Origin of the sequence: Neochlamydia sp. AcF65, from assembly GCF_018342435.1 — a bacterium.
Classification (GTDB): Bacteria; Chlamydiota; Chlamydiia; order Chlamydiales; family Parachlamydiaceae; genus Neochlamydia.
Genome location: NZ_JAEMUE010000062.1, coordinates 1 through 23,513 on the forward strand (window position 1 = coordinate 1; position 23,513 = coordinate 23,513).

16 protein-coding genes and 1 tRNA gene are annotated in these 23,513 nt (G+C 37.8%); 13 read left to right on the forward strand and 4 right to left on the reverse strand.

Features of this window, described 5'->3' with window-relative positions:
* The first annotated feature begins 395 nt into the window (after nt 1-395).
* On the forward strand, nt 396-1,067 hold the full coding sequence (locus NEOC65_RS07385; protein WP_213156152.1) for a hypothetical protein: 672 nt from the start codon (nt 396-398) through the stop codon (nt 1,065-1,067).
* A gap of 300 nt (nt 1,068-1,367) precedes the next feature.
* On the opposite strand, the gene NEOC65_RS07390 is transcribed toward NEOC65_RS07385, so the two are convergent.
* The gene (locus NEOC65_RS07390) at nt 1,368-2,495 is read right to left on the reverse strand and encodes an ISAs1 family transposase (RefSeq protein ID WP_213156153.1); all 1,128 of its coding nucleotides are present in this window, start codon (nt 2,493-2,495) and stop codon (nt 1,368-1,370) included.
* A 367-nt stretch (nt 2,496-2,862) separates the two neighbouring features.
* Between NEOC65_RS07390 and NEOC65_RS07395 the strand changes: the two genes are divergently transcribed.
* The gene (locus tag NEOC65_RS07395; protein WP_213156154.1) at nt 2,863-4,230 is read left to right on the forward strand and encodes an amino acid carrier protein; all 1,368 of its coding nucleotides are present in this window, start codon (nt 2,863-2,865) and stop codon (nt 4,228-4,230) included.
* 1,156 nt (nt 4,231-5,386) lie between these two features.
* Nucleotides 5,387-11,194: a tetratricopeptide repeat protein gene (locus NEOC65_RS07400; RefSeq protein WP_213156155.1), complete on the forward strand. Its 5,808-nt coding sequence runs from the start codon at nt 5,387-5,389 to the stop codon at nt 11,192-11,194.
* A gap of 549 nt (nt 11,195-11,743) precedes the next feature.
* Here the strand turns inward: NEOC65_RS07400 and pgsA are convergent.
* Both pgsA and glgA read right to left on the reverse strand, forming a co-directional pair.
* A complete protein-coding gene (pgsA, locus tag NEOC65_RS07405) occupies nt 11,744-12,346 on the reverse strand; it encodes a CDP-diacylglycerol--glycerol-3-phosphate 3-phosphatidyltransferase (RefSeq protein WP_166154203.1) in 603 nt (200 codons plus the stop codon).
* A 108-nt stretch (nt 12,347-12,454) separates the two neighbouring features.
* Nucleotides 12,455-13,966: a glycogen synthase GlgA gene (glgA, locus tag NEOC65_RS07410; RefSeq protein ID WP_166154201.1), complete on the reverse strand. Its 1,512-nt coding sequence runs from the start codon at nt 13,964-13,966 to the stop codon at nt 12,455-12,457.
* Nucleotides 13,967-14,518: 552 nt separating this feature from the next.
* On the opposite strand from glgA, the gene NEOC65_RS07415 reads away from it, so the two are divergent.
* From NEOC65_RS07415 to NEOC65_RS07460, 10 genes are all read left to right on the forward strand, one after another.
* Nucleotides 14,519-14,590 (forward strand) — tRNA-Gln (locus NEOC65_RS07415).
* A 26-nt stretch (nt 14,591-14,616) separates the two neighbouring features.
* Nucleotides 14,617-15,543 carry a ribose-phosphate diphosphokinase gene (locus NEOC65_RS07420; protein ID WP_166154199.1) on the forward strand — a complete coding sequence of 309 codons (927 nt, stop codon included), beginning with the start codon at nt 14,617-14,619 and terminating at the stop codon, nt 15,541-15,543.
* Nucleotides 15,544-15,622: 79 nt separating this feature from the next.
* Complete coding sequence (locus tag NEOC65_RS07425) at nt 15,623-16,186, forward strand: 50S ribosomal protein L25/general stress protein Ctc (RefSeq protein WP_213156156.1); 564 nt, start codon at nt 15,623-15,625, stop codon at nt 16,184-16,186.
* A 36-nt stretch (nt 16,187-16,222) separates the two neighbouring features.
* Nucleotides 16,223-16,795 (forward strand): aminoacyl-tRNA hydrolase, encoded by a 573-nt coding sequence (gene pth / locus NEOC65_RS07430; RefSeq protein WP_213156157.1) that lies wholly within the window; start codon nt 16,223-16,225, stop codon nt 16,793-16,795.
* Between the two features lie 41 nt (nt 16,796-16,836).
* A complete protein-coding gene (gene rpsF, locus NEOC65_RS07435) occupies nt 16,837-17,184 on the forward strand; it encodes a 30S ribosomal protein S6 (protein ID WP_039385771.1) in 348 nt (115 codons plus the stop codon).
* A gap of 21 nt (nt 17,185-17,205) precedes the next feature.
* On the forward strand, nt 17,206-17,454 hold the full coding sequence (gene rpsR, locus NEOC65_RS07440) for a 30S ribosomal protein S18 (protein WP_166154193.1): 249 nt from the start codon (nt 17,206-17,208) through the stop codon (nt 17,452-17,454).
* A gap of 18 nt (nt 17,455-17,472) precedes the next feature.
* A complete protein-coding gene (rplI, locus tag NEOC65_RS07445) occupies nt 17,473-17,970 on the forward strand; it encodes a 50S ribosomal protein L9 (protein ID WP_213152443.1) in 498 nt (165 codons plus the stop codon).
* Between the two features lie 94 nt (nt 17,971-18,064).
* The gene (gene ispE, locus NEOC65_RS07450) at nt 18,065-18,910 is read left to right on the forward strand and encodes a 4-(cytidine 5'-diphospho)-2-C-methyl-D-erythritol kinase (protein WP_213152444.1); all 846 of its coding nucleotides are present in this window, start codon (nt 18,065-18,067) and stop codon (nt 18,908-18,910) included.
* A gap of 227 nt (nt 18,911-19,137) precedes the next feature.
* Nucleotides 19,138-20,124: an ADP-glyceromanno-heptose 6-epimerase gene (rfaD, locus tag NEOC65_RS07455; RefSeq protein ID WP_213152445.1), complete on the forward strand. Its 987-nt coding sequence runs from the start codon at nt 19,138-19,140 to the stop codon at nt 20,122-20,124.
* Nucleotides 20,118-21,410, forward strand: coding sequence for a bifunctional heptose 7-phosphate kinase/heptose 1-phosphate adenyltransferase (locus NEOC65_RS07460; protein ID WP_213156158.1), 1,293 nt, complete (start codon nt 20,118-20,120; stop codon nt 21,408-21,410). Before rfaD ends, NEOC65_RS07460 begins: the two co-directional genes overlap by 7 nt.
* A gap of 633 nt (nt 21,411-22,043) precedes the next feature.
* Here the strand turns inward: NEOC65_RS07460 and NEOC65_RS07465 are convergent.
* Nucleotides 22,044-23,414, reverse strand: a complete 1,371-nt coding sequence (locus tag NEOC65_RS07465) for a patatin-like phospholipase family protein (RefSeq protein ID WP_213156159.1) — start codon at nt 23,412-23,414, stop codon at nt 22,044-22,046.
* Nucleotides 23,415-23,513 lie beyond the last annotated feature (99 nt).

Sequence of the window (23,513 nt, forward strand, 5' to 3'; positions counted from 1 at the left end):
TATTCTAGATTTTCTAGCAGACGCTATCCATGCAGCTCGTACCAAGCAACCCATACCTTCTATTATCTAAAAAACCTTTTATATCCCGTGACCGCTTACAGTTTTATCTTTTTTTCTCTCCTTTTAAAAACACCCCCTTTTTTTTTAAATAATTTTCTCAATTTATCTGTGCCCAAGGTAATTAATTAAAATAAAAAACTACCATTTAATAACTTAAATTATTATGATTTTATGTCAAATGAATAAAATATTAACAATTATAAAAGAGTTAATTTATGCGCTTTACAACCATGCCTGTTTTTGGATTTGAAACTATAGCTTGCAATGCCGAAGATTGTTATAAAGAAATGATTTAAAAAGTTAAGCAGAGAAAATTTGATTTACAACAAAGAAAAATGTCAAAGCTGAATGTACAGATAGCGGAACTACACGAAATATCTACCTTTAATAATCCCGATTATCAAAAAGCAAAGGATGAATCTATTAACAATGCAGCTAAAGGTGCTTGGAAAACCGCCAATGTTATAAAAGCATTAGGGTATATTCCATTAATTGGAACTCTAATAGGTCTATGTCGTATTGCAAAGGCCGCAAAAGCTACTAAAGATGAGTGGCCAAATAAGTATAATCATATAGTTCGCGGATGTGTAGAGTTTTTGAGTTTAGGATTTTTATTATTGATTCCTGACCTTATTTTGACTGGCTATAGAGCCTATGATGTAAGAAATAGGAAATCTTATGATCCTAATAGATTGGATCCTAGTAAGCGGTGGGACGTTTGCAAAATAAATATAAGAAATAGGCAATATTCTTGTCCTCCGGCTTTATCTCATCCTCTTAACAGATTAGATCCTACTGATCGCCAAAATGCATGCAAAATATTAGATATTCCCCTTGAAAGTGCTAATGATTTAAAATTAATTGAAGAATATTATCAACAAATAACTAAAGGTTTAGAACGAAGAATATCTAAAGTCACAGATGTTTTTGCCGCACGTTTACTGCTTATGCTAGACGATGCTCAAGCTGCTTATAGGACATTAAATAAGTCACATGGACTTTCATAATGACAATGAGAGCGGACGGAGTAAGCTAGCAAGATTTTTACTAAAGCATATTACTCAAAAGACTAGAAAGGCAGTGGTGATAAAGCTTTGAGTCAAAGCTTCACCAGGAAAGCCTATACAAACTATAAACGAGGGCCAAACAATTGATCTCTTCCTTTAAATGCTTATGTTACTTAAATTTTAATGTACCACTAAACTAAGCATTCGTGGTCATTAATGATTACTAACGAGATTCCACAAAAATTTACCCCTTGTAGTAGAAGAGCCTTTGTTAAAAATCAGGGAAATTGCATGAAGATTTTATTTACCATTTAGCATTTCCATCATGTAGTCTCGATTCCACCCGGCTTTTGCTCTCTTGCCCTTAATTCCTGCCTTTGTTTTTGTATCAGCTTTTAGTAGATTCATTGTACATCTTTTCAAAACTGATAGATTTTGGGCACCATGGTCTTTACGGACTTTGCTCTTATCTTCCCCATAAGAAACATCTAATTGCCAATGAACCTTATTCTCTATAGGCCAGTGCGAACGTATGCCTAGCCCATGCTTTTCAGCATTAGCTTTTTCACTAGCAATATAGTATCTAGCCTCTACCGATGTTTTATCTTTAATGCGCCTAGTGCTTCTCATGCAGACCAGAGCATTTAGGTCCACCCATTCTTTTCTTTGAGGCAGCCAATCTAATCCATGGGTACACCAAACTTCTCGCTTTTCAAAACGATCTCTACTCTTTTCTTCAATCAAATAATAATCACAGCTAGCTTCTTCAGGTTTTACCTTTATAGCTTGAACAAAAAAGTTTTTGGCTTCTGCATGTAGATTCCCTTGATTACCTTTCAGTGCGAGTAAGTAATGGCCTCCTTGATGGCGAATCTGTTTAGCTATCTGTTTTTGACATCCAGCTGCATCTATGGTAACGGTAGCTCCTTTGATATCAAGCATATCCAATAACAAGGGAATGGCAGTTATTTCGTTTGATTTTGTGTCCGTAGCAAGCTGACCAAGTATTAGCTTATTCTCTGCTGCAAAGGCACTAACCATGTGAATTGCTTTTCCTTCACGGGCTATATCATGCGAGCTTCTTAATGTTTTGCCATCTATAGCAATCACTCCTTTAATGGCTCCTGCAATGTTTTGGGTCCATTGTACAAAACATCTTTCAAAATTCGAGGCAGATACATAGCGGAAAAATCTTCCTAAAGTATCATGCGATGGCACGCCTGCTAAGCAAATTCCATGCTCTTGCAGCCAAGGTAAATTGCAAGATGCCCATAAATGGATGGTTGCCCAATCATCTGCACCGCATAAAATCGCCAAAATGCTAATCGTAACAATATCAAACAAACTATAGATTTGGTTTCTTTGCTTCCTTGGATCTTCCAGATCCTTAAATACAGCAAAAATACTATTGGGCTTATGCGTATCCATTCATTCCTCCTTTTTAAGGAAAAGAATGATAATTATACCCCTTGCTTTGTCAACTTAAATCTTCATGCAATTTCCCTGTGTTAAAAATAGGAAACTTAAAACTACAGAGGCTTTTTACAAAAAGATCCCCATGAAAAAATTCAACAGTCAAAAAGCCAGTAGTGAGTAAAGTTAGATATTTACTAACTAGCCACACGATGGCCTGTCAGAGAATGCTTACTCCTCATCATGTCGCTGACCTCTAAAAATTTAAACGATTCAAATCAACCTTTTAAACGACTAAAAAATTCTTGACTAATACAAGATAGTAAGAATATAATAATTATTGCTCAAATAATTTTTGTAAATTTTTATAGTTTAATATCTAATGCTAGACAGTTTTTTTATTCACCTGGAACAGGTGGAAAATATTCTATGGGGATATGTAGCTGTTCCCACTATTCTTCTATTGGGGATTTTTTTAAGTTTTCAAGCGCGGTGGGTGCAGATTGTTCAGTTTCCTCGCGTGGTAAAAACGTTTTTTGGCTTTTTGTTTGTTCCGGATAAGGATAAAAGTGGTGTCCATCCTTTACAAGCCTTCTTTGCTTGTGTAGGTGGATGCGTAGGCATTGGGAATATTGTGGGAATTACTACAGCTGTGCAAATCGGAGGCCCTGGTGCTTTATTGTGGATTTGGCTCACCGCTATTGCGGGAATGATGATTAAATATAGCGAAGTATATCTAGGAATTCGCTACCGGGTTCCCAATACCCACGGAGGGTATAATGGGGGATCCATGTATTTTTTGCAAAGGGTGTTCAAAGGCTCTTTTGTTCCCACTATTGTAGGTGGTCTTTTGTGCATTTACGGAGTGGAAGTTTATCAATTCAATGTAATCGTAAAGAGCGTGACAGCCAATGTCAATCTTTCTCCTTACCTTGTTTTGGCTATCTTATTAGCTTTAGTAATTTTTGCAGGGCAGGGAGGCGTGCGTCGAGTAGGCAATATCTCAGGAATTTCTATTCCGCTTTTCGTGTTTATTTATCTAGGCATGGGATGCTGGGTACTTATCCAAAATATTGATAGGATTCCTGAGGTTTTAAAAGCAGTTTTTAATACAGCTTTTACAGGCCACGCCGCCGTGGGAGGTTTTATTGGCAGTTCAGCCATGGGAACGATATCTCAAGGAGTCCGTCGAGGATGTTATACGGGTGATCTAGGGGTAGGCTATGCTTCTGTTATCCATAGTGAAAGCTTTGTTAAAATACCAGAAAAACAGGCCTCCCTGGTAATTTTTGATATTTTTGTGGACACCTTCATGATTTGTACCACCAGTGTTCTCATTATTTTAGTAACAGATCTATGGCATCAGCCTATTAATTCTAGTCTGCTCATTCAAACAGCTTTAGCGCAATATTTTCCTTACATGGAATGGTTTATGCCTTTGTTTTTGTTCCTGCTGGGATATTCCACTATCAATGCTTATTTTTGTGTAGGTCTTAAGTGCGCTGAATATTTGCACCCAAGGAAAGGTCGTAGGTTTTACTATATCTATGCTGTAATTACTTTAGGCGCGTTTGCTTTGGTAGATACAGCACAAGCACAAACTGTCATGACGATTGCCGGAGGACTTTTACTCGTTCTAAACTGCTATGGAATTTTTAAGTTACGGCATGAGATCTCTTATAATTTCAGTTTTCTTCAAAAGGAGAAGACCGAAGGATGTTCGATAGCCGCATCGGCGGACTTAAGCTGAAAGTAGGCATAGGCACTTCTTTGAGGCTTTCAGCGCTACTAAGGCGCCAATCTAACCTTGCTCAATAGAGATTGTGCCTCTATCGCTAGATGCCTAGCTCCTTGCAAGATATCTAATAAGGTGTCTCCACAATTATTTTTTCTCCCCTTTATTCTAAATCTAGTAGTATAAATCATAGCTTGTAGAATTGTGGATAAGTATTCATTATCTTGTAATAATCTCCGCCATGTGTTTATCTGCGTTAAGGTTCTTTCTACTACCACCTTTTCGGTAAAGTACTAAATTCTTTTTGCAAAAGAATATAAAAAACATTCAGATCTTCATTCTACAGAAGTGTTCTATCTGTGGCCTTTTTACTATTTCAACTTTTTTGCTATGTTTTAAACGATAGCTTTTAATCTCTTTTCCTTAATAACCTTGATCTACTCATATTTTTTCTAGTAATTTTCCTCGAATGAGCTCGATGTGTTCCCCTTAAGTATTCTTGAAGAGGGTAGTCATATTTTCAGATTTTCTAGGAAGCCTCGCTATAGAGAAATAATTAAACAGCGTCTTTAAAGAGAAGTATCGTGAGAAATATGGCTCTATTGGCACCCTGCACAGCTTACATAAAAGGTAGCGTCTAACCAAGCTGTTCTAGAATGTATACAAGACTTCTCTCTTTTTTCATAGGAAGCAGCCCTCCTCCTCCCTTTTTTTTCTTATCGTTCAAATCTTTAGAATAGCCTCTAAGCATTAAGCTTCTCTTCTCCTTAAAAGCAGCAGCCTTGGGGCACATTCTTTATATGCTAATCAAAATTAACTGGCCTAATGTAGATTCTAACTTATGCTCACCTCAGTTTTTCCTGTTTAAAACAAATTGGTTTTTCCGCTCCTAAAATTTTTCAAAATTCTTATTATATTGAAAGGTCAATGTTTTAGAAAAACTTTCGATTTTTGAAAAAGATTAGTAAATAAGTTTTGTATTTCAAAAGTCTTTTCTAGGGCTTTTTCCTATAAAGCCAACTTCTTAATGGACTTATTTAAGGAAAAAAGAGTATGAATTCCTTTTATATATCTCGTTGAAAATGATATAAAAACGACAAGTGAAAATTTTAGAAGTGCATGCAGACTGAAAAAGAAGTAAGGCTAAATTTACATAAAAGGCGGTAAGTAAATGAGTGTAAGCAATTCGGGTACAAAACCTTGTATATTCCCTGAATTCCAAAGAATACAAAATGATCCTAGTTATTCTCTAGGGGATACGGACGCCTTTATAGAAATTAGCCTAAAAATTTTTAAAAAATTGACACTTCAAGATTTATGCCAAGCGCAGCTGGTTTGTAGACAATGGAAGCAGTTAATTGGACAAACGGATGAAGCGAGCAATTTTCATTTAGAAAGCTCTAGAGTTAGCTTACCCAAAGAAAAATTGCCAACTTGTGATAAAGAAAATCGTCTTGATACTTTTCCTTTTCTTTGGGATTCGCAACAGATAGCAGCATCTTTATGGGATGATTCTTCAACTATTATTAATGAAGCAATGAGAGCAAAAGTAAATACTGCCGCTGACTATCTTAATAAAGAAGGGTTTGAATTAAAAGGTGTGCCAAGTGATGGCGACTGCTTCTTTAGTGCTTTTTTAGCAAGTTACAAACAACTTTCTAGAAAAATTCCTTTGCTAGACGAGCACAAAGATAAAATTTTTTATTTAAGACAGGTGCTTGCTGATATTATTAAACACACAGACCGTAAAAGAGCAGAAGAAATAATAGAAAAAGGAACTTGGGTAAGCGGCTTGGGAGAAGGAGACTTATTAGCACCTGCTTTATCTATTCCTATAAGATTGGTAACAGTTAATGAAGAGCATTTGATTTGTGGCATTCATGATAGGCTGATTTTCTCAGACGCAAGCTCGCCTGAAGATTCTAGATCTTCGGAATGGGAAACTATTCCTCAAGAAGAAAGGCCTACAGAATATATTCTTATAGTGGATTTAGGGGGTCATTTCATTCATGCTCAAAAATCTTTAAGACAAAATCCTTTTTCTTTATTGAAAACAGAAGCTTCTTATGAGAGCATCGATTATTTTGATGAAATTGCTAATTACATAGAAAAAACGGTCTATCTTATCGATCAGAGCAGTAATGCTTTAACAAAAGAACAGTTAGAGAAAGCAGAAGAGATTTTTACGTTAGCTTTAAAACTTGCCGTCCGAAAGAATGATCGTATCCGAGAAGCCATTTGCATGGAAAGATTAGGGGATGTATATGTGGGTAAAGGAACACATGAAACACTTTTGCAAGGGGCAGGGCTTTATAACCAAGCTTTACGCTTAGCACCTCAGGAGCGACACAAACTTCTTAGGGATAAAATTTCTAAAGTCCATGACCTATTTGTTAGAATTTGTGAAAGCACACCTTTAAATCCTGCAGCACTAGAAAAACAATTCGAAACTAATTTACATACATTAAAAAATCTTAAAGAAGAAACACAATGTAAGCTTCAAGTTTTATCAGAAAATCCTTCTATGGAACAGGCTAGAGAGCTTCAAGGTGAGATTTCTCAACAGATAAAATTTAATTTAGGGCATCTTGCAATACAGCTTTTGCATCACTTACAATCTAAACCCTGTAAAACATCGATAAAGACCCAACAAGCTAATAATTTTGCTGAGCAAGAAACATTAAAACCTCCTAGCTATTTAGTTACTCTACCTTTAAAAGTTTTTCAACAGATTTTTCTTTCTTTTAGCAGCTTGAAAAATGATGAATTAAAAAGAGTTCTTAATGCTAAGAGCTGTGCTCGTATATTTAGGCAGCACCTGCCCAGTAAGGTGCAGTTACTGAATCAGTACCAACCTCAAAAATTATTAAGCTATCTTGATAAAATTGCTGATCATTTAGAAAAGATGGTCTATTCTATCGATCAGATTAGTAATGCTTTAACAAAGCAACAGTTAAAAGAAGCAGAAGAGGCTTATACTTTAGCTTTAAAACTTGCCATTCAAAAGAAAGATTCTATCCAACAAGCCTTATATATAGAAAAACTAGGGGATGTTTATGTGGGTAAAGGAACGCATGAAACACTTCTGCAAGCGGCCGGACTTTATCGTTATGCCTTACGCTTAGCACCTCAAAAAAGGCATGAAATTCTTAGAAGGAGGCTTTTTAGGATCCATGAACTGCTTATTAGGTTATGTAATGGTAAAACGTTGCACTCGGCAGCCATGAAAAGGCAATTTGCAGCTAATGACCAAGCTGTAAAAAATCTTAGAGATGAGATAGAGGATAGCATTCAAGCTTTACCGAACAATCCACCTTTTGAAAGTATTAGAGAGCTTTATAGTAAGATTGCTCTACGGATAAAAGTTTTCTTTGGACATCTTGTAATGCAGGCCTTAAATCATATAGGGGATGAGCCGTGTGAATATGCTATGATAGGCTTTGGTTCACTAGCTAGGGAAGAGATGACGCCTTACTCCGATCTAGAGTTTGGCATTCTTATAGCAGAAGATACCCCTCTAAATAGAAAATATTTTCAGAATCTTACAAGTCTCATTCATTTAAAAGTTATCAATCTAGGAGAAACTATTCTTCCTGCTTTAAATATTCCTTGCTTAAATGCCATCAATTTTTTTGATGACATTACACCACGGGGCTTAGCTTTCGACGGAGCGGGAGTAAAAGGAAAAGGCTGTAAAACTCCTTTTGGTAATAGAGAGACTTTTGAGCTCATTCAGACTCCTGAAAAAATGGCCGAATATATTGCCCAAGCCGAAGAAGGGAAATGGTGGCATGAAAAAGAACCTCATCTTCCAATGGAGCTTTTAACCTTTACTCATCTACTGGGCAACCCTAAGTTAACCGACCAATATAGCCAAAAAATTCAAGAAAAACTTAGTGTTTCTTATCGAGAAGGTTTTAATCTTCGCCAACACTTAGCCAAGCAGCATTTAATAGTAGCTGATATGGAAAATTTTAATCCAGCAATGGATGATTTAGACAAACAAGGCATGCTTTTTAAGGTTAAAAATGATTTTTACCGCTTCCCTCATTTAGCATTAGATAGAATAGCTCTTATTAAAAAAGTAAACGCCTCAGATACATTTACTAGAATCGATCAGTTGGAAAAGCAAAGCACTTTAAAGGGGAATGCTGCTGAAAAATTAAAGGAATGGATGAGTATAGCTTTATTTATGCGCCTTAAAACTTATGCTCATTATAAAAAACAGAATGAAATGATGAATCCTCTGACTAGGCCTTTCAGATTTGATGATTCTGCTCTTATTAAAAAACAATTTGCTTTAGAGCCAGAAGCTTTAAAAAAAGTTAGAGAAATTTATCAAGTCTTTATTCCTTTTTATAAAGCCTTCAAAGCTTTTTTATTAAGCAATGAAGACGATTTTGAATTTTCTAATTTAGATGATGGCTCCCCCGAAACCCGAGGTGATATAGCTCGAAGGCTTTTTCAATTTGAGGAAGCCGAAAATTTGTATTTCTTAGCAAAAAAAAATAACCCACAAAATTCCAATGCTTTCAGCGCCCTAGGACTTATCTATAAATCTCAAGGGAAATTAGAGTTAGCTGCTGAGTACACCCAGGAAGCGCTAGAAATTGATCTTAAGCTCTTTGGTGAGAATCATCCTCATGTAGTAAGAAACTACAACAATCTAGGGCTTATCTACCAAGAACAAGGAATCTTAGATAAGGCGGTTGATTATATCGAGAAAGCTCTTACTATAGGCTCTAAGCTTTTTGGTGAGAATCATCGTCTGGTTGCAGTTTTCTATAATAATCTAGCTATCTGCTATCGCACACAAGGAATTTTAAAAAAATCCATTGAATATACTAAGCGTGCGCTCCTCATTAATACTAAAATTTTTGGTGAAAATCATATTAGCGTGGCGTTACTTTACAGTAATCTAGGCACCCTCTATCAAGCTCAAGGATTTCTAGATCGGGCTGAGGAGAAAGTCCAAAAAGCACTCAAAATAATCCTTGAGATCTTTGGCCAAAATCATTCAATAGTAGCCTCCACTTATAACAACCTAGGACTTATTTACAAGGATCAAGACATTTTGAACCAAGCTGCTGAGTATATTGATAAGGCTCTAGAAATCGATCTTAAACTTTTTGGAGAAAATTGTCCCTCAATAGCAAGATATCATAATAATCTGGGACAGATCTGCTTAGACCAAGGAGAGTTAGAAAATGCAGTTGAATATACCAAGAAAGGACTTATAATTAATCATAAGCTTTTTGGAGAAAATTCTCCTCAAGTAGCAAATGATTATGCCAACTTAGGGCTTATCTACCAGCATCAAGGAAATCTAAAAGAGTCGGCTGAGCATGCCGAGAAAGCGCTTGCTATTAGACTTAATCTATTTGGTGAAAACCATACTAGCGTGTCGCTACTTTATAATAATTTGGGCCTTATCTACCAAGACCAAGGCTATTTTGGCTGGGCCACTGATTATATTAAAAAGGCACTTGCTATTGACCTTAAACTTTTTGGTGAAAAGAATCCTCAAGTGGCATGCCTTTACAATAATCTAGGGCAAATTCACAAAAAACAAGGAAATTTTGAGAAAGCCATTAAGTATATCAATCTAGCGCTGAACATTGAACTTAAGCTTTTTGGGAAAACTCATTCTAATGTGGCAAGCCGTTATAATAATTTGGGAATGATCTACAAGGAACAAGGTAATTTAGAAAAAGCATCTGAGCTGATTACTGAAGCGCTTATCATTAATTTTAAGCTTTTTGGGGAAAATCATCCAAGTATCGCGATTACTTACAATAATTTGGGACAAATTAGTCAAGCCCAAGGAAATTTAGATGAAGCTGTTGGCCATACACTAAAAGCCTTAGCCATTGATCGCAAAAGATTCGGTGAAGTTCATTTTACTGTGGCCAGAGATTACAATAACCTAGGAACAATTTATAAAGAACAAGGAAAGTTAGATAAGGCTTTAGGTTATGTTCATAAGGCGCTTGATATTGATCGCGAGATCTTTGGTGAAAATCATCCAGATGTATTAAGAGACTATAACAATTTAGGGCTTATCTATCAAGATCAAGGCAACTTAAAGGAAGCTATTAAGTATAGCAAGCAAACCCTTAGGATGGCTCTTCGACTTTTTGATAATGCTAATCCTCAAGTGGCAATTTTTTATAATAATATGGCAACTGTCTACTTAAAACTAGGAAAGTTTAATAAAGCGGCAGATTACAGTAAGAAAGCGCTTGCTACCAACCTTGCCCTGTTTGGTGAAAATCATCCTAGTGTGGCAATTATTTACAATAATTTAGGAGCAATTTACCAAAAACAAGGCGATTTAGAGCAGGCGGTAGAGCTTACCAAGAAAGCGCTTGATATTGATCGCAAGATCTTTGGTGAAATTCATCCTAATATGTTAAGGGCCTTCAATAATCTTGGGCAAATTTTTAAAATGCAAGGAAAACTTGATATAGCGGCAGAGTATATCAAGAAAGCGATTGCTATTGAGTTTGAGCTTTTTGGTGAAAATCGTCCTACTATGGCAGGCCTTTATAACAATCTGGGAACACTCTATCAAGAACAAGGAAATTTAAAGCAAGCAATAAAATATAGCAAGAAAGCCCTCGTCATTGAGCGCAAACTTCTTGGTGAAATCCATTTTGATGTCTCGAGAGATTATAAAGATTTAGCCAACCTCTATAAAAACCAAGGAAAATTAAATAAAGCAATAGAGCATACAGAAAAAGCCCTTGCCATTGATCTTAACCTCTTTGGCGAAAGCTCTCACACGGTGGCAAATCTTTATTCCAACTTGGCACAGCTCTACACTCTCCAAGGAAATCAAAAACGCATGATTGAGTGTTCTTTTAAAGCCAGTGAACTTCTTACTAAAATTTTGGGTGAAAATCATCCTGCTGCAGTTATGTTAAATAATACATGCAAGACACTTTTATTATTGTTAGGTAGTAATGCCCAAAGCTAAATAATTATCCAGTATTGTATTCATCTAGGAGTGGAGGCTAAAGAAACCGAATCGAATGGGGAGGATTAAGATAGAGGGGAAAAAGTAGGCAGTCGCAGGGAGGGACTATTTAAGATCATGATGTTAAAAAAGATAATGTAAATCAGAAAGTGCGGTAATTAGAAAAGATAGGTATTTGCAAGCATTTTTGCCTTTGCAGATACTCGTAAAATCACCTTTAAACCCTAAGCCTATCCAGTGATTGCTTACATTAATAGAGAGGCAAAAGTATGATTTCTTGAAGAATGGACAATTTTGTTGAGCAACCTCTTAAGGCTAGTATTTTGTTTCATTGATTGGCGATACCCTTCTATCTTTCACCCTTTTTAGTCGGTGTCATGATTTAGACCTTTAATCACAAGGAGAAAATGTGGGAAAAACTCTCTTTTTCTGAAGATCTTTATGATTAAAGCGGGGAGGAACGCTAGCACTTGAAGATCATTAATAGTCCTCTTAGGTTTACGTATGAACGGCTAGCAGATGGGTAATCTTCTAAGAATTAATGAGCGCTTAGGGTTTAGCCGGGTGCAATGACAATAGCTTGGCAATGTATTGTCTATTGGCATACACATAGTCTACTCCAGAATAAGCAGTATAAATTCCTGCTATACCTACCACCCATGTACATATGTATTGTAGATCAGGGCTGGATAAATAGCCTAAGGAATGAGGAATCATAAGGATTAATACAATTAAAGCAGCCATCGCTTGAATGCATGCTTTAATTTTCCCGCTGGTACGCGCTGCTAAAGCAAACCCTTTAAGTGCACAAATGGTTCGAAGTGTGCTAACTACAGAATCACGATAGACAAAGATAAAAATTAAAGCTAAGGGCAATCTGACAGGCTCTGCGGTAAATGTTAAAAAGTAAGAGAGACGCGCAATGCTATCAGCCATAGGATCTAGTATTTTTCCAAAATCGGTTACTTGGTTATATTTGCGCGCCAAATAGCCATCAAAGGCATCTGATAATTCACTAACGCCCAGCAAAAAAAGTAAAACATAGGGTAAAACAGATGGATTAATTTCTAAATAATCATGGTGAAGATAGACTAAAAGAAAAATGGGGCTGATAAAAATGCGAATAAAGGTAAAGTAATTAGCTATACTCAAGAAGTGACCTACAATTTAAAGGATTTTAGCTTAACTTTTACAAAACTTTAGATTTATTTTCTCTAAAAAAAGATCAACTTGTAAATTTCCCTTTATAAAGGGGGTTTTTTAGCTTCTTTTTTCAGTGGTTAGGATGCTCTGATAGATGTTTAAATATTCATCAGAAGGACTATTCCAGCTGAAATCTGTGTTCATTGCACGAATCATAAGTTGGCGCCAGCGGTCGGGATGATGAAACCAACATTCAAAAGCTCTATCTAAAGCTGACTCAATTCCTTTAGCATCAGGGTATTCGAAAACATATCCATTTGTTTTTTCAATAGTTTTTCCAGAATAATCTACATCCCAAATCGTATCTGCTAACCCTCCAGTCTTACGCACAATAGGGATAGCCCCGTATTTAAGGGCAATCATCTGCGTTAAGCCACAGGGTTCAAATAAAGAAGGTACAATAAACATATCTGAAGCGGCATAGATCAGATGCGCCAGTTCTTCGCTGTGATGTAAAATTAGGCGTACGTGAGGGTGCTCATGAAAATGGCGATTAAGCTGTTGAAATTCGGCGTTAATGCCCTCGATAGGGCTAGATCCTAGTAACAAAAATTGCCCTTTTTTTTCTAAAGTATAATGAAGAGCGTGTTTAATAAGCTCGATGCCTTTTTGAGGAACCAAACGCGCAATACAGCCTACAATCGGACGATGTTCTTCGGCTAAAAATAAGCGTTCTCTTAAGAAATTTTTTATGTAAGCTTTTTTATCTAGCGTATGGCGATCTTTTTTGCTTGCCGGTGCTTCTCGAGAGGAATAATGCGTAGGAAGATAACGATCGATCTCCGGATTCCAGTAGGAATAATCAATCCCATTCAGAATACCTTTAAATTTGCTTTGATATTTAGATAATGTTTTATCTAAACCGCGCCCTCCTAGAGGTGTTAGTACTTCTTTTGCATAATTAGGTGAGACGGTGGTGATATGATCTGCATAAATGATCGCTCCTTTTACTAGGTTGATAGCCTCTTTATATTGAGCATCTTGCATTATGTCTGGGAGAAGATAATGCGAGCCCTTTAATCCTATATTATCAAGATTACTACGCGAACAATGTCCTTGATATTCGATATTGTGGATAGTAAAAACGATTTTAGCCTCTTTAGCGCCCTGAAGTCGATAAAGTTCATGATAGAGAGGGGCAATTACAGCTGTTTGCCAATCATGTAAGTGAATGATATGAGGAGATAGCCTTTCCTTTTCTATAAACTCTAAAGCTGCTCGTGAAAAATAAAGATAGCGTTCCATATCATCTTCGCAGCCATAAAAACAACCGCGGTGAAAGAAATGGGCGGGATGATGAGGCTCAATGAAATAGACTTTAAGATTTTCTACCCATCCCTTCCAGATGGTATTGCGATGCCAAGTTCCTTTATAGAAAGAGAGAAGAGAATCATTATAGATAGCAAAATCGCGGATGCTTTCTGTATCCATGCAATCATATTTGGGAATGATAAGGTCAATATCATGTCCCTTCCATGAAAGTTCTCTGCTTAAGCCTAGTAAGACATCTCCTAACCCGCCAACTTTGGCAATAGGAGCTAGTTCAGAGGCAATATTGATAATATGCATAAATGTGTAAGAGGCTCGTTTTATCTAGTTAAAATTTTTTTCCTCATCATAGGGACAAGCCTAAAAAAAATACAGAAAATCTCTTGAAAGCTTTTGATGTAGCCTTTGTATCTGATCATTAAAGCATTACTCTATAACACTTTTTCCACGTTTTGAAGTTTTGGAACGAAGACGAAGAATAGGGAAATTTTTTTGCAGATTCTACTATAGTTTTTTTGACTAAGGAGTGGTAAACCCTCAATCGCACAAAAGCTAGGCAAATAAAAATAAATAAAAAAAGCTTAGGCGTTTTTATGGATTAAATAAGGCTTGGAGGAGGCTTTTTCAAGGAGAGGAAAGAGAATAATCATGCTTGCTCATGCATGTGACGTAAGGGTAAGGTAGCTTATAGAGCTCTACTTAAACTTTAAAACCGGCAAATAAAAATTTAAGAGAACCTGTTAGAGGGCTTTGAAGCTAGAAAATAAATAAAAAAACTAAAAGGTATTTGCCAAAAATCTTCCATTCCTGTAGCATATCAAACTTGATTATCGCGTTAAACAGTAATTGCACTGGGGTGTCGCCAAGCGGTAAGGCAGCGGTTTTTGGTACCGCCATGCGGAGGTTCGAATCCTTCCACCCCAAATCTAGTAAGTAGATAAATAGGTTAAATGATACCCACAGCTCCTAACTTTGTAGTCTTTGCTGGTACTTCTCATCCTGAACTATCCAAAGAAGTAGCAAAAGACTTAAAAGTTAAGCTAGGTAAGATTAGCATTCAACGTTTTCCTGACCAGGAAATTTTTCTGGAAGTTTTGGAGGATGTTAGCAATAAAGATGTGTATGTCATCCAGTCATTAGCTTTTGCGCCCAATGAGTATTTAATGGAGCTCTTGATTATGGTAGACGCGCTGAAAAGAGCTTCAGCACGCCGCATCACAGCCGTTATTCCTTATTATGGATATTGCCGGCAAGATCGTCAGGATAAGCCGCAGGTGCCTATTACTGCTAAGCTTGTCGCCGATCTTTTGCAAAAAGCGGGTGTTGCTTGCATAATTGCTGCAGATTTGCATGCAGGCCAAGTGCAGGGTTTTTTTGATATCCCTGTAATCAACCTCCAGTGCATGCCTCTTTTAGTAAAAGCTTTCAGGAAATTTGAGACTGATAAGTTAGTTGTTGTAACACCCGATGTGGGTAGCATCAAATTAGGGCGTGATTATGCTAATCATCTAAATGTTGGGTTTGCTGTTGTTAATAAACAAAGACTTAAAGCTGGTGAAGTGGAAGCTTTACAAGTGATAGGTGATGTTAAAGGAAAAGATGTACTTCTCGCTGATGATATGTGCTCCACAGGAGAAACATTAACATCAGCTGCGAAAGCGTGCCGAGAGAAGGGTGCTAAAAGAATTTGGGCGTCTATGACGCATGGTTTGTTTGTAGGGGAAGCTCTACCGCTTATCAACCAAAGTTGTATTGAAGCACTGATAACGACAAATACTGTCCCCTTCCAGGGTCTTGCAGAAAAAACCACAAAAAATGTGCATGTTGCCTCTGCAGCGCCTCTCTTTGCTCGAGCTATATTAAATCTCGCTACTTAAGAAGACATCCATAAAATTTAATCAATATTTAAAAAGAGTATGCTTTTGAATTTAATACTCTTATTCTATCGGAGGCTACATGAAGCTAAACGTTACTAAAAGAACTGCAGGAAAGAAGAGTAGCTCCAAGCAACTTCGCCGTGCAGGTCAAGTTCCTGCTATTATTTATAAGCGTGGAAATGAACAAGCAGACAATATAGCGCTGAACATCAGCGAGTTTAATGCTCTCGGTCGACAAGTTCAACCAGGACGGCTATCAACAAATGTTTTTACCTTGGTAGATGAAAACGGCCAAGAACGACGCGCATTGCTCAAAGAGATCCAATATCATGTAACCAGATATGATGTGCTTCATCTGGATTTTGAAGAATTGGTAGACGATGTACAAGTCAATGTAAAAGTGCCTATTGAATGCACAGGGGTAGTAGATTGCGTAGGCATTAAATTAGGGGGCGTCTTACGTCAAGTCATTCGCTACTTAAAAGTACGCTGCTTGCCCAAAGATATACCTTCCGCTTTTGTTTTAGATATAAAGAATATGAATCAGCGAGAAACTCGTCGCTTGGTCGATTTGAATATCCCTGAAAGCATTAGACCTTTGGCTGATCTTAACGAAGTGGCAGTAGCTATAGTTAAACGTTAATCACTCTTAATAGACAAGGATAGTAAGTCATTCAGCATGCATCGCCTCTTTGTAGGACTAGGGAATCCAGGTAAAAAATATGAGCTAACAAGGCACAACATTGGATTTATGGTTTTACAAGAGTGGGCTTTAAACCTGGGAGTGCCCTTTAAAGAAAAGCCTCAGTTGCAGGGTTGGATAGCTAAAACTGCTTGGAACGAAACGACAATACATCTATTGATGCCCACCACTTATATGAATGGAAGTGGTCAAGCAGTGCGTCGATACATGGATTATGTGAAGTTAGTACCAGATAACCTTGTTGTCATTGTGGATGATGTGGCATTACCATATGGGCACATGCGCCTAAGGACAGAAGGGGGAGCTGGTGGACACAATGGCTTAAAAAGCATAGAAGCCTATCTAGGTACGCAAAAGTATGCTAGGTTAAGGATGGGGATAGGGGACCATGGAAGCGGTAGCCTAGCTAACTATGTGCTGGATAATTTCACCCCTGAAGAGCAAAAAGTTCTTCCCACTTATGTCAAGCAAGCTGTTGATGTACTTAAGCAGCTAATGAATGAAAGCATCACTGAGGTGATGAAAACAGTTAATAAACAGCCTCAATAGAGGCTTGGAAGACCTAAATTTATACTGGTCAGGAGAAAACAATGAGTCAAAAACCTAAGAACCTTTACGAAGGAATGTATATCATCAGCGCTACCTTAAGTGATGATGCTCGTCACAAAGCGCTCGATAGAATTCAAAAAGGAATTACAGAGCGTGAAGGGTCGATTTTAAAAATTCACGATCAGGGTCGCCGCCGGCTGGCCTATGAAATTGATGGACATCGTGAAGGGCACTATTTCGTGATTTATTTTGAAGTAATTCCCGCCGCTATTTCTGAGCTTTGGCAGGAATATCATCTTAACGAAGACCTCGTCCGCTTTATCACACTCCAAGCGGATAAAGTTATGGAAAAAATTGAATTTAAACCTTTATTGGAAGAAAGCGCATAAGGAGCACAGATTATGAGAAATATGGGTCAAAGGTTCTCTGAGCCAGGCGATTTCCGTTCGAAGAAACGTAAACGTTGTCCATTTATAGCTGCTGGTATTAAACATATCGACTATAAAGATATTAATACTCTCTCTCGCTTTATTACCGAAAGAGGTAAAATACTGCCAAGGCGCATTACAGGCGTTTCTGCATATTATCAGAAACATCTGACAAACGCGATTAAAAGAGCACGTCACATGGCCCTATTGCCTTTTGTGGCAGAAGTTTAAAATTGAGGAGAACTAAATATGGCAAATAAATTGCTGTTGCTCAAGGACATCGAAGCGCTGGGGCGTAGTGGAGATATTGTTGGGGTTAAACCAGGCTACGCACGTAATTTCTTACTGCCGCAAGGAATGGCAGTTGTTGCAGATAAGAAGGCTTTGCGCATGCAAGCTCGTCTGCAGGAGGAACGTCAGAAAAAAGCGGCTCTTGATCGTCAAGAATCCGATGAGCTTGCCACTAAGCTGGAAGGTCAGAATATTACTACAATCGTTAAGGTAGATCATGAAGGACATATGTATGGTTCTGTAAGTACTGGAGATATTGCTGAGCTTTTGGAACAGCAGATGTCAATCACTTTGGACAAACGTAGCCTTCAACTCAAGCATGCTATTAAGGTAACCGGCGTGCATAAAATTAGCGTAAAGCTTAAAGAAGGTGTTCAAGCTTCTTTTAGTTTAACCATTGAACCTGAAGGTAAAGCTGCTCTTCCTAAGGAAGAAAGCGTTACAAAGTCTAAGTAAATTTAAGGTCTCTTGTAAACTGTTTTTACAAGAGACTTTTTGCTCTATTAAATATCTATTTTAAAATAGCAATAAGCCTTAAAACATTACTCCTATGCTTACTCTTTTAGCGCCTGCTAAAATTAATCTTTTTTTAAAGGTTCTAAATCATCGCTCAGATGGATACCATAATCTTGCTTCCCTTATTCAAACGATTAATCTTCATGATACCCTTCATTTTGCTCTAGGAAGCCAAGATGTGCTCATGTGTGAACATCCTAGCCTTTCTAAAGATTCTTCCAATTTAATTACAGCAGCTACACATCTTTTTAGGAAGAAAACGGGCTTAAATTTTGGTTTAAAGGTCGTTTTAGAAAAGAATATTCCCATGCAATCAGGGCTAGGAGGTGGCAGTAGCAATGCCGCAACCACGCTATGGGCTCTCAATCAATTGCATGGCTTTCCTGTTCCTCTAGAGCAGCTAATAGAATGGTCGAGTGAAATAGGATCCGATGTTCCTTTTTTTCTATCTCAAGGAACAGCTTACTGCACAGGAAGAGGTGAAGTACTTCGTTTCTTAAATCCCTTACCTCTTCAGCGCTTGTGGATAGCCAAACCTTACGAAGGATTATCTACTCCTCTGGTATTTAAGCAACTCGATGTGACTAAAATATCTTCCTATGACCCAGAAGTAGTGCTACAAAGCTTTTTTTCTAATCAGCCTTTTTATTTTAACGATTTAGAAGGACCTGCTTTTGAACTAAACCCTTATTTAAAAACAGTTAAAGAAGAGCTGCTACGAAGTGGATATGAGACCGTCTCAATGACTGGCAGTGGAACAGCTTTTTATTGTTTGGGCCGTGTTGCTCCTCCCATCATTCCACAAGTTACCTTTTATCCTGCCACTTTCATCAACCGTCCTGCAGACAGATGGTACCCTTTTGATTCTGCGCGCGATTAAATTGAGCTATTGATAGAATGTAAGGCTATTGAGGCATTAATTAAGTGAGTGAAGGTTTTTTAATCTGTTCCTAGCTTTGCTAATATTTGCCTATTTGAATTTTAAGAAAACAATTAAATTCTATCCATAAATAATGGCCTACTCAAGAGGTGGGGAAGGAGCAAATTTAGCTTGGACAGAGAGAATCATCTGGGTAAAAATTTTTAATCCTTTAAATAAGATTTCCTATGAAAGCATTTAGTGAGCAGTACATTATCATCACCGGAGGCGCTGGCTTTATTGGCTCGGGCGTAGTACGGCATTTAAATGATCGAGGAATCTCTAATTTGATTCTCGTCGATGATCTAGGCGTTTCTGAGAAATGGAAAAATCTAGTGGGCAAATGTTTTATAGACATTTTGGATAAAAGTCAGTTGTTAACATGGATGGTAGGGCGCGAAGATGCCATTAAAGCTTTTATTCATTTAGGAGCCTGCAGTAGCACTTTAGAAAGGGATGCCAGCTATCTTTTGGAAAATAACTACCGCTATAGTGTTAAGCTAGCTGAATATGCGTTAACCCATGGCCAACGCTTTATCTATGCTTCTTCGGCTGCAACTTATGGGGATGGCACGCAAGGATTTTTAGATAATGAAAATCTATTAGAGAGCCTGCAACCGCTTAATATGTATGGCTATTCTAAGCATCTTTTTGACTTATGGTTAAAAAATCAGAAAGTCTTGAATAAGGTGGTAGGTTTAAAGTATTTTAATGTTTTTGGACCCAATGAAAATCACAAAGGTCAGATGGCTTCAGCCATTGTGCGCCTGTTGCCTGCGGCCCGACATGAAAATGTCGTGCGGCTTTTCAAATCTTCTGAGCCCAGTAAATATCCTGATGGGGGACAAAAACGCGATTTTGTCTATATTAAAGATGTGGCTCGCATGACTTGCGCTTTTCTTTTTAACAAAGTCAATGGAATTTATAATATCGGTTCAGGAAATGCTAGTACTTGGAATGAATTAGCTGCTTCTGTTTTTAAGGCTATCCATAAGCCTGTTAAGATAGAATATGTAAATATGCCTGAGGAGCTGGTAGGTAAATACCAGAATTATACATGTGCTGATATGACAAAAACCCGCCAAGCTCTTCAAGAGCAGGCCGCTTCCCTACCTTTAGAGGCTGCTGTGGAAGATTACATCTGTAACTACTTAATTCCCGGGAAAACATGGTAAGGTTGACAGGTCCTTTTAGCAGGCTAGGGGTGTGTAAAGTCCTGGTAGCTGGTGATCTCATGTTAGATACTTATACGATAGGAAAGGCCCTGCGTATTTCTCCTGAAGCTCCTGTAGCTATTATCCATGTACAGCACGAGGAAAACCGTCCAGGGGGAGCAGGAAATGTCATGCTCAACCTGATATCTTTAGGGGCGGAGGTAGTAGCTATTGGCCGGGTCGGTAATGATGTTTATGGGCAAGCTTTAAAAGAGCTGCTCTCCCACGAGAAAATCGATGTCAAAGGGATTATTACGCAATCGAGCTACTTTACCCCTGTTAAAAATCGTATCATTGCTGAAAATCAGCAAGTGGTGCGCGTAGACCATGAAAAATTCATGAATTTGGAAGAGCAGCTTGAGCAACAAATCATTGATCATCTGCCAGTTCTTTTTCAAGGGGTGCAGGTGGTGGCCTTATCGGATTACGGAAAAGGATTTTTAACTAACACTTTACTTACCGCTATCATTGAATATGCTAAAGAGCTGAGTATACCAGTGATCACCGACCCTAAAGGAAGGGATTTTGCTAAGTATATCGGCACGACCATGATTAAGCCGAATCTAACAGAAGCTTATGCTGCTGCCAATTTATCCTTAGCCACTCCTCTTGAAACAGTTGCTGAGAAGCTTCTCCATCAAATAGAAGCAGAGGTGCTCCTCATCACTCGCTCTGAGGCAGGAATTTCTATTTTTGAGAGAAAAGGAGAGCGTCAAGATTTCCCTGTGCGCGTACATGAAGTCAAAGATGTGACGGGTGCAGGTGATACTGTTTTAGCTATGTTGGCCTATGCAATTGCCAACAAGCTTACCTTAGCGGAAGCCGCTCAATTAGCGAACGTAGCCGCTGGAATTGCTATTGAGCATTTAGGCTGTGCGCGCGTGACACTCAAGCAGTTAGCTAGCCGTCTGCTAAAATATGATGGAGAAAATAAGGTGTTCCATGAAGAGCATATCTTTGCATTACAGCAAGCTCTAAAGGGACAAAAAATCACCATCATCAACGTGTCTGGAGCGGAAGGCTTAACTCCTACTATCTTCCAGGCGATTAGGAAGATTGCTCATCAAGATCATCTAAAGTTGCTTGTCTATATTCGTGATGAAAAGCCTTCAGAGGACTTTATCAATATTTTAGCTTCTTTACAAGAAGTAGAGTTTATTATTTTAGCCACGAGCAGCTTAAATAACTTCTGCCAACTGCTTAAGCCACAAGAACTTCATCTGATTGAGAATGTATATGTAGGCTAAACAGACAAGGGGTTAAATCTTACTCTGTTTTACAGCTAGGGCATCTTTCTTACCATCTGCCTGGCATTTTAAAGCCTATTGTAAAACAGTATAGAGATAGGTAGGTTAACAAATAAAAAGCGTTGCCCATTTAGGGGCTTTTGATCTACCTATGCTCCAAGCTTAGCATAAATTAAATAAATTTAGCCATTGACCTGCATTCCATCATGAATAACAAAGGCGTTCTACCCTTGTGACAAGGAAGATTTTAGTAAATATTCTATTAGTAGGAGTACAAATTAGTTGACACTTACTACCTTTAAGACTGTATTTAAAGCATATGAAATATACGGTGTATGCGGATAGCCTTTACCTCGTTTTTTAGGCGCTTTAGGAAGCAATGGTTCTAAAATTTTCCCTTGTGTATCTGTTAACCCTCAAATCTTCCTGGCATCATTTCCTCCTTTTTACAAAAGAAAGAAGATTATACCTGGCTAATCAAAAAAGCCTATTAGTGAGACACATTCATTGACGGCAAACAAAAGAGTTTTTAAAGTTTTTTATCAATGATTTTCTAAGAAATTTTCAACGCATCCTTCCTAAGTTTTAATATGTTTTGTAGAGCAAATACTGATATGGCCCCAAGTTCCGCAACTAGATGCTATCCGGTTTTAAAACCTTACAAATATTTCGAATGCTATCTTTGTTTTCCTCTACTAATTCCTTCCCGCAGTTTTCGAGTAACTGAATTGTGTCCGGCTGCGTATCATCAAGAGCAGGACCTTGATTTTTAAAGCTATATTGAAGGCGGTGGTACGCGCCAGGGCTTAGGATGTCTCGAAGAATATAATCCGTTCTGTAATCGGGTTGGGTTATATTAAACCACATCGAGAAGCTGGCAGCTTTAAAATCAATAGAAGGAGAGGGATCAGGAGCATCTCCAGTCCCTAGGGATAGCAAAAATAAATCATTTCTTTCGTATCCTTTATCAAGAGATTCAAGAACACAGGTGATTGCGGGGTTGTTTTGCAAACAGCCTCCATCGAGGAAGACTTCGTGCTTTAATGCTGGGTTACTTGATTGAACAGGAGGAAAAAATAATGGAGCCGCTGATGTTACTTGGGCCACATAATCCATGAAAGAATCTGATTTATGTACGTAATTTATAAAATAAGGCCTAGGAAATAAAAAAGATTCAGGGGAGCGAGAGAAATTAGAACGGGTATATGCTCTTTCTAATTGGGTTAAACTATAGGAGATCGTTTTTAATCCTTTATTTGTATAAATATGTATTGTCTTTGGGATACTATCATGTGAAAAAATTCCAGGGGTGGGTCTGCCTGCGAGGCCAGATATAAAGGACCAGCCAAAAAATCCTCCATTTATTCCAACACCCATAAACTTTTTTGAAACTTCCTCAACAGTATTTGTTGTTATTAATACATCAATCAATGCTGAAGATAAGGGAGTAGCATTTCCTAATTTTTCAGTAAAAAAGGGTAAGGGACTTTTATACTCATAGCTATTAAAAAGAGGCCAAAATATTCGCTCTAAGCCGCCTAAATCTGAGGGCGGCTTAGGTTTTTTGCGGCGCTGAAAAATTCTACCATGCTCCTGAGTATAGACTTCTACAAGATCTTGGGCTCTATACTGTGGGCGTCCTGAGCCATCCTCATGAGGCTTACTTAGTCCTAGTGTCAGAATACCTCCTGTTGAAGTTCCTCCCATTAACTTAAACAGATTGGCAATAGGCTCTCTTGTTATTTTCTCAATTTCCACTAACATGGTGGCGGGAATAATACCCCGAATCCCTCCCCCATCTATGGACAGAATAGGATATATCGATTTTTTACTTTCTTGTTCAGTATATGATTGAGCCTTTTTATGCGAACTTCTGGCTGCACGAGAAGAGGGAGGGTTTTGCTCACCTACCACAATATTATGAGAGGACGCAAAACAAGCTATTGGAAATTTTCTATTATAACAATTTATACATTTTTTAATGGTTTTTTCATATATAGGCAACAGGGTTAACGCATTTAATTTTACTTGATAAGTAAAAATATTTTCCTTACAACTTTTCCTTTAATACAGGAGGAGCCATGTCAGAGGATAACACCGTCA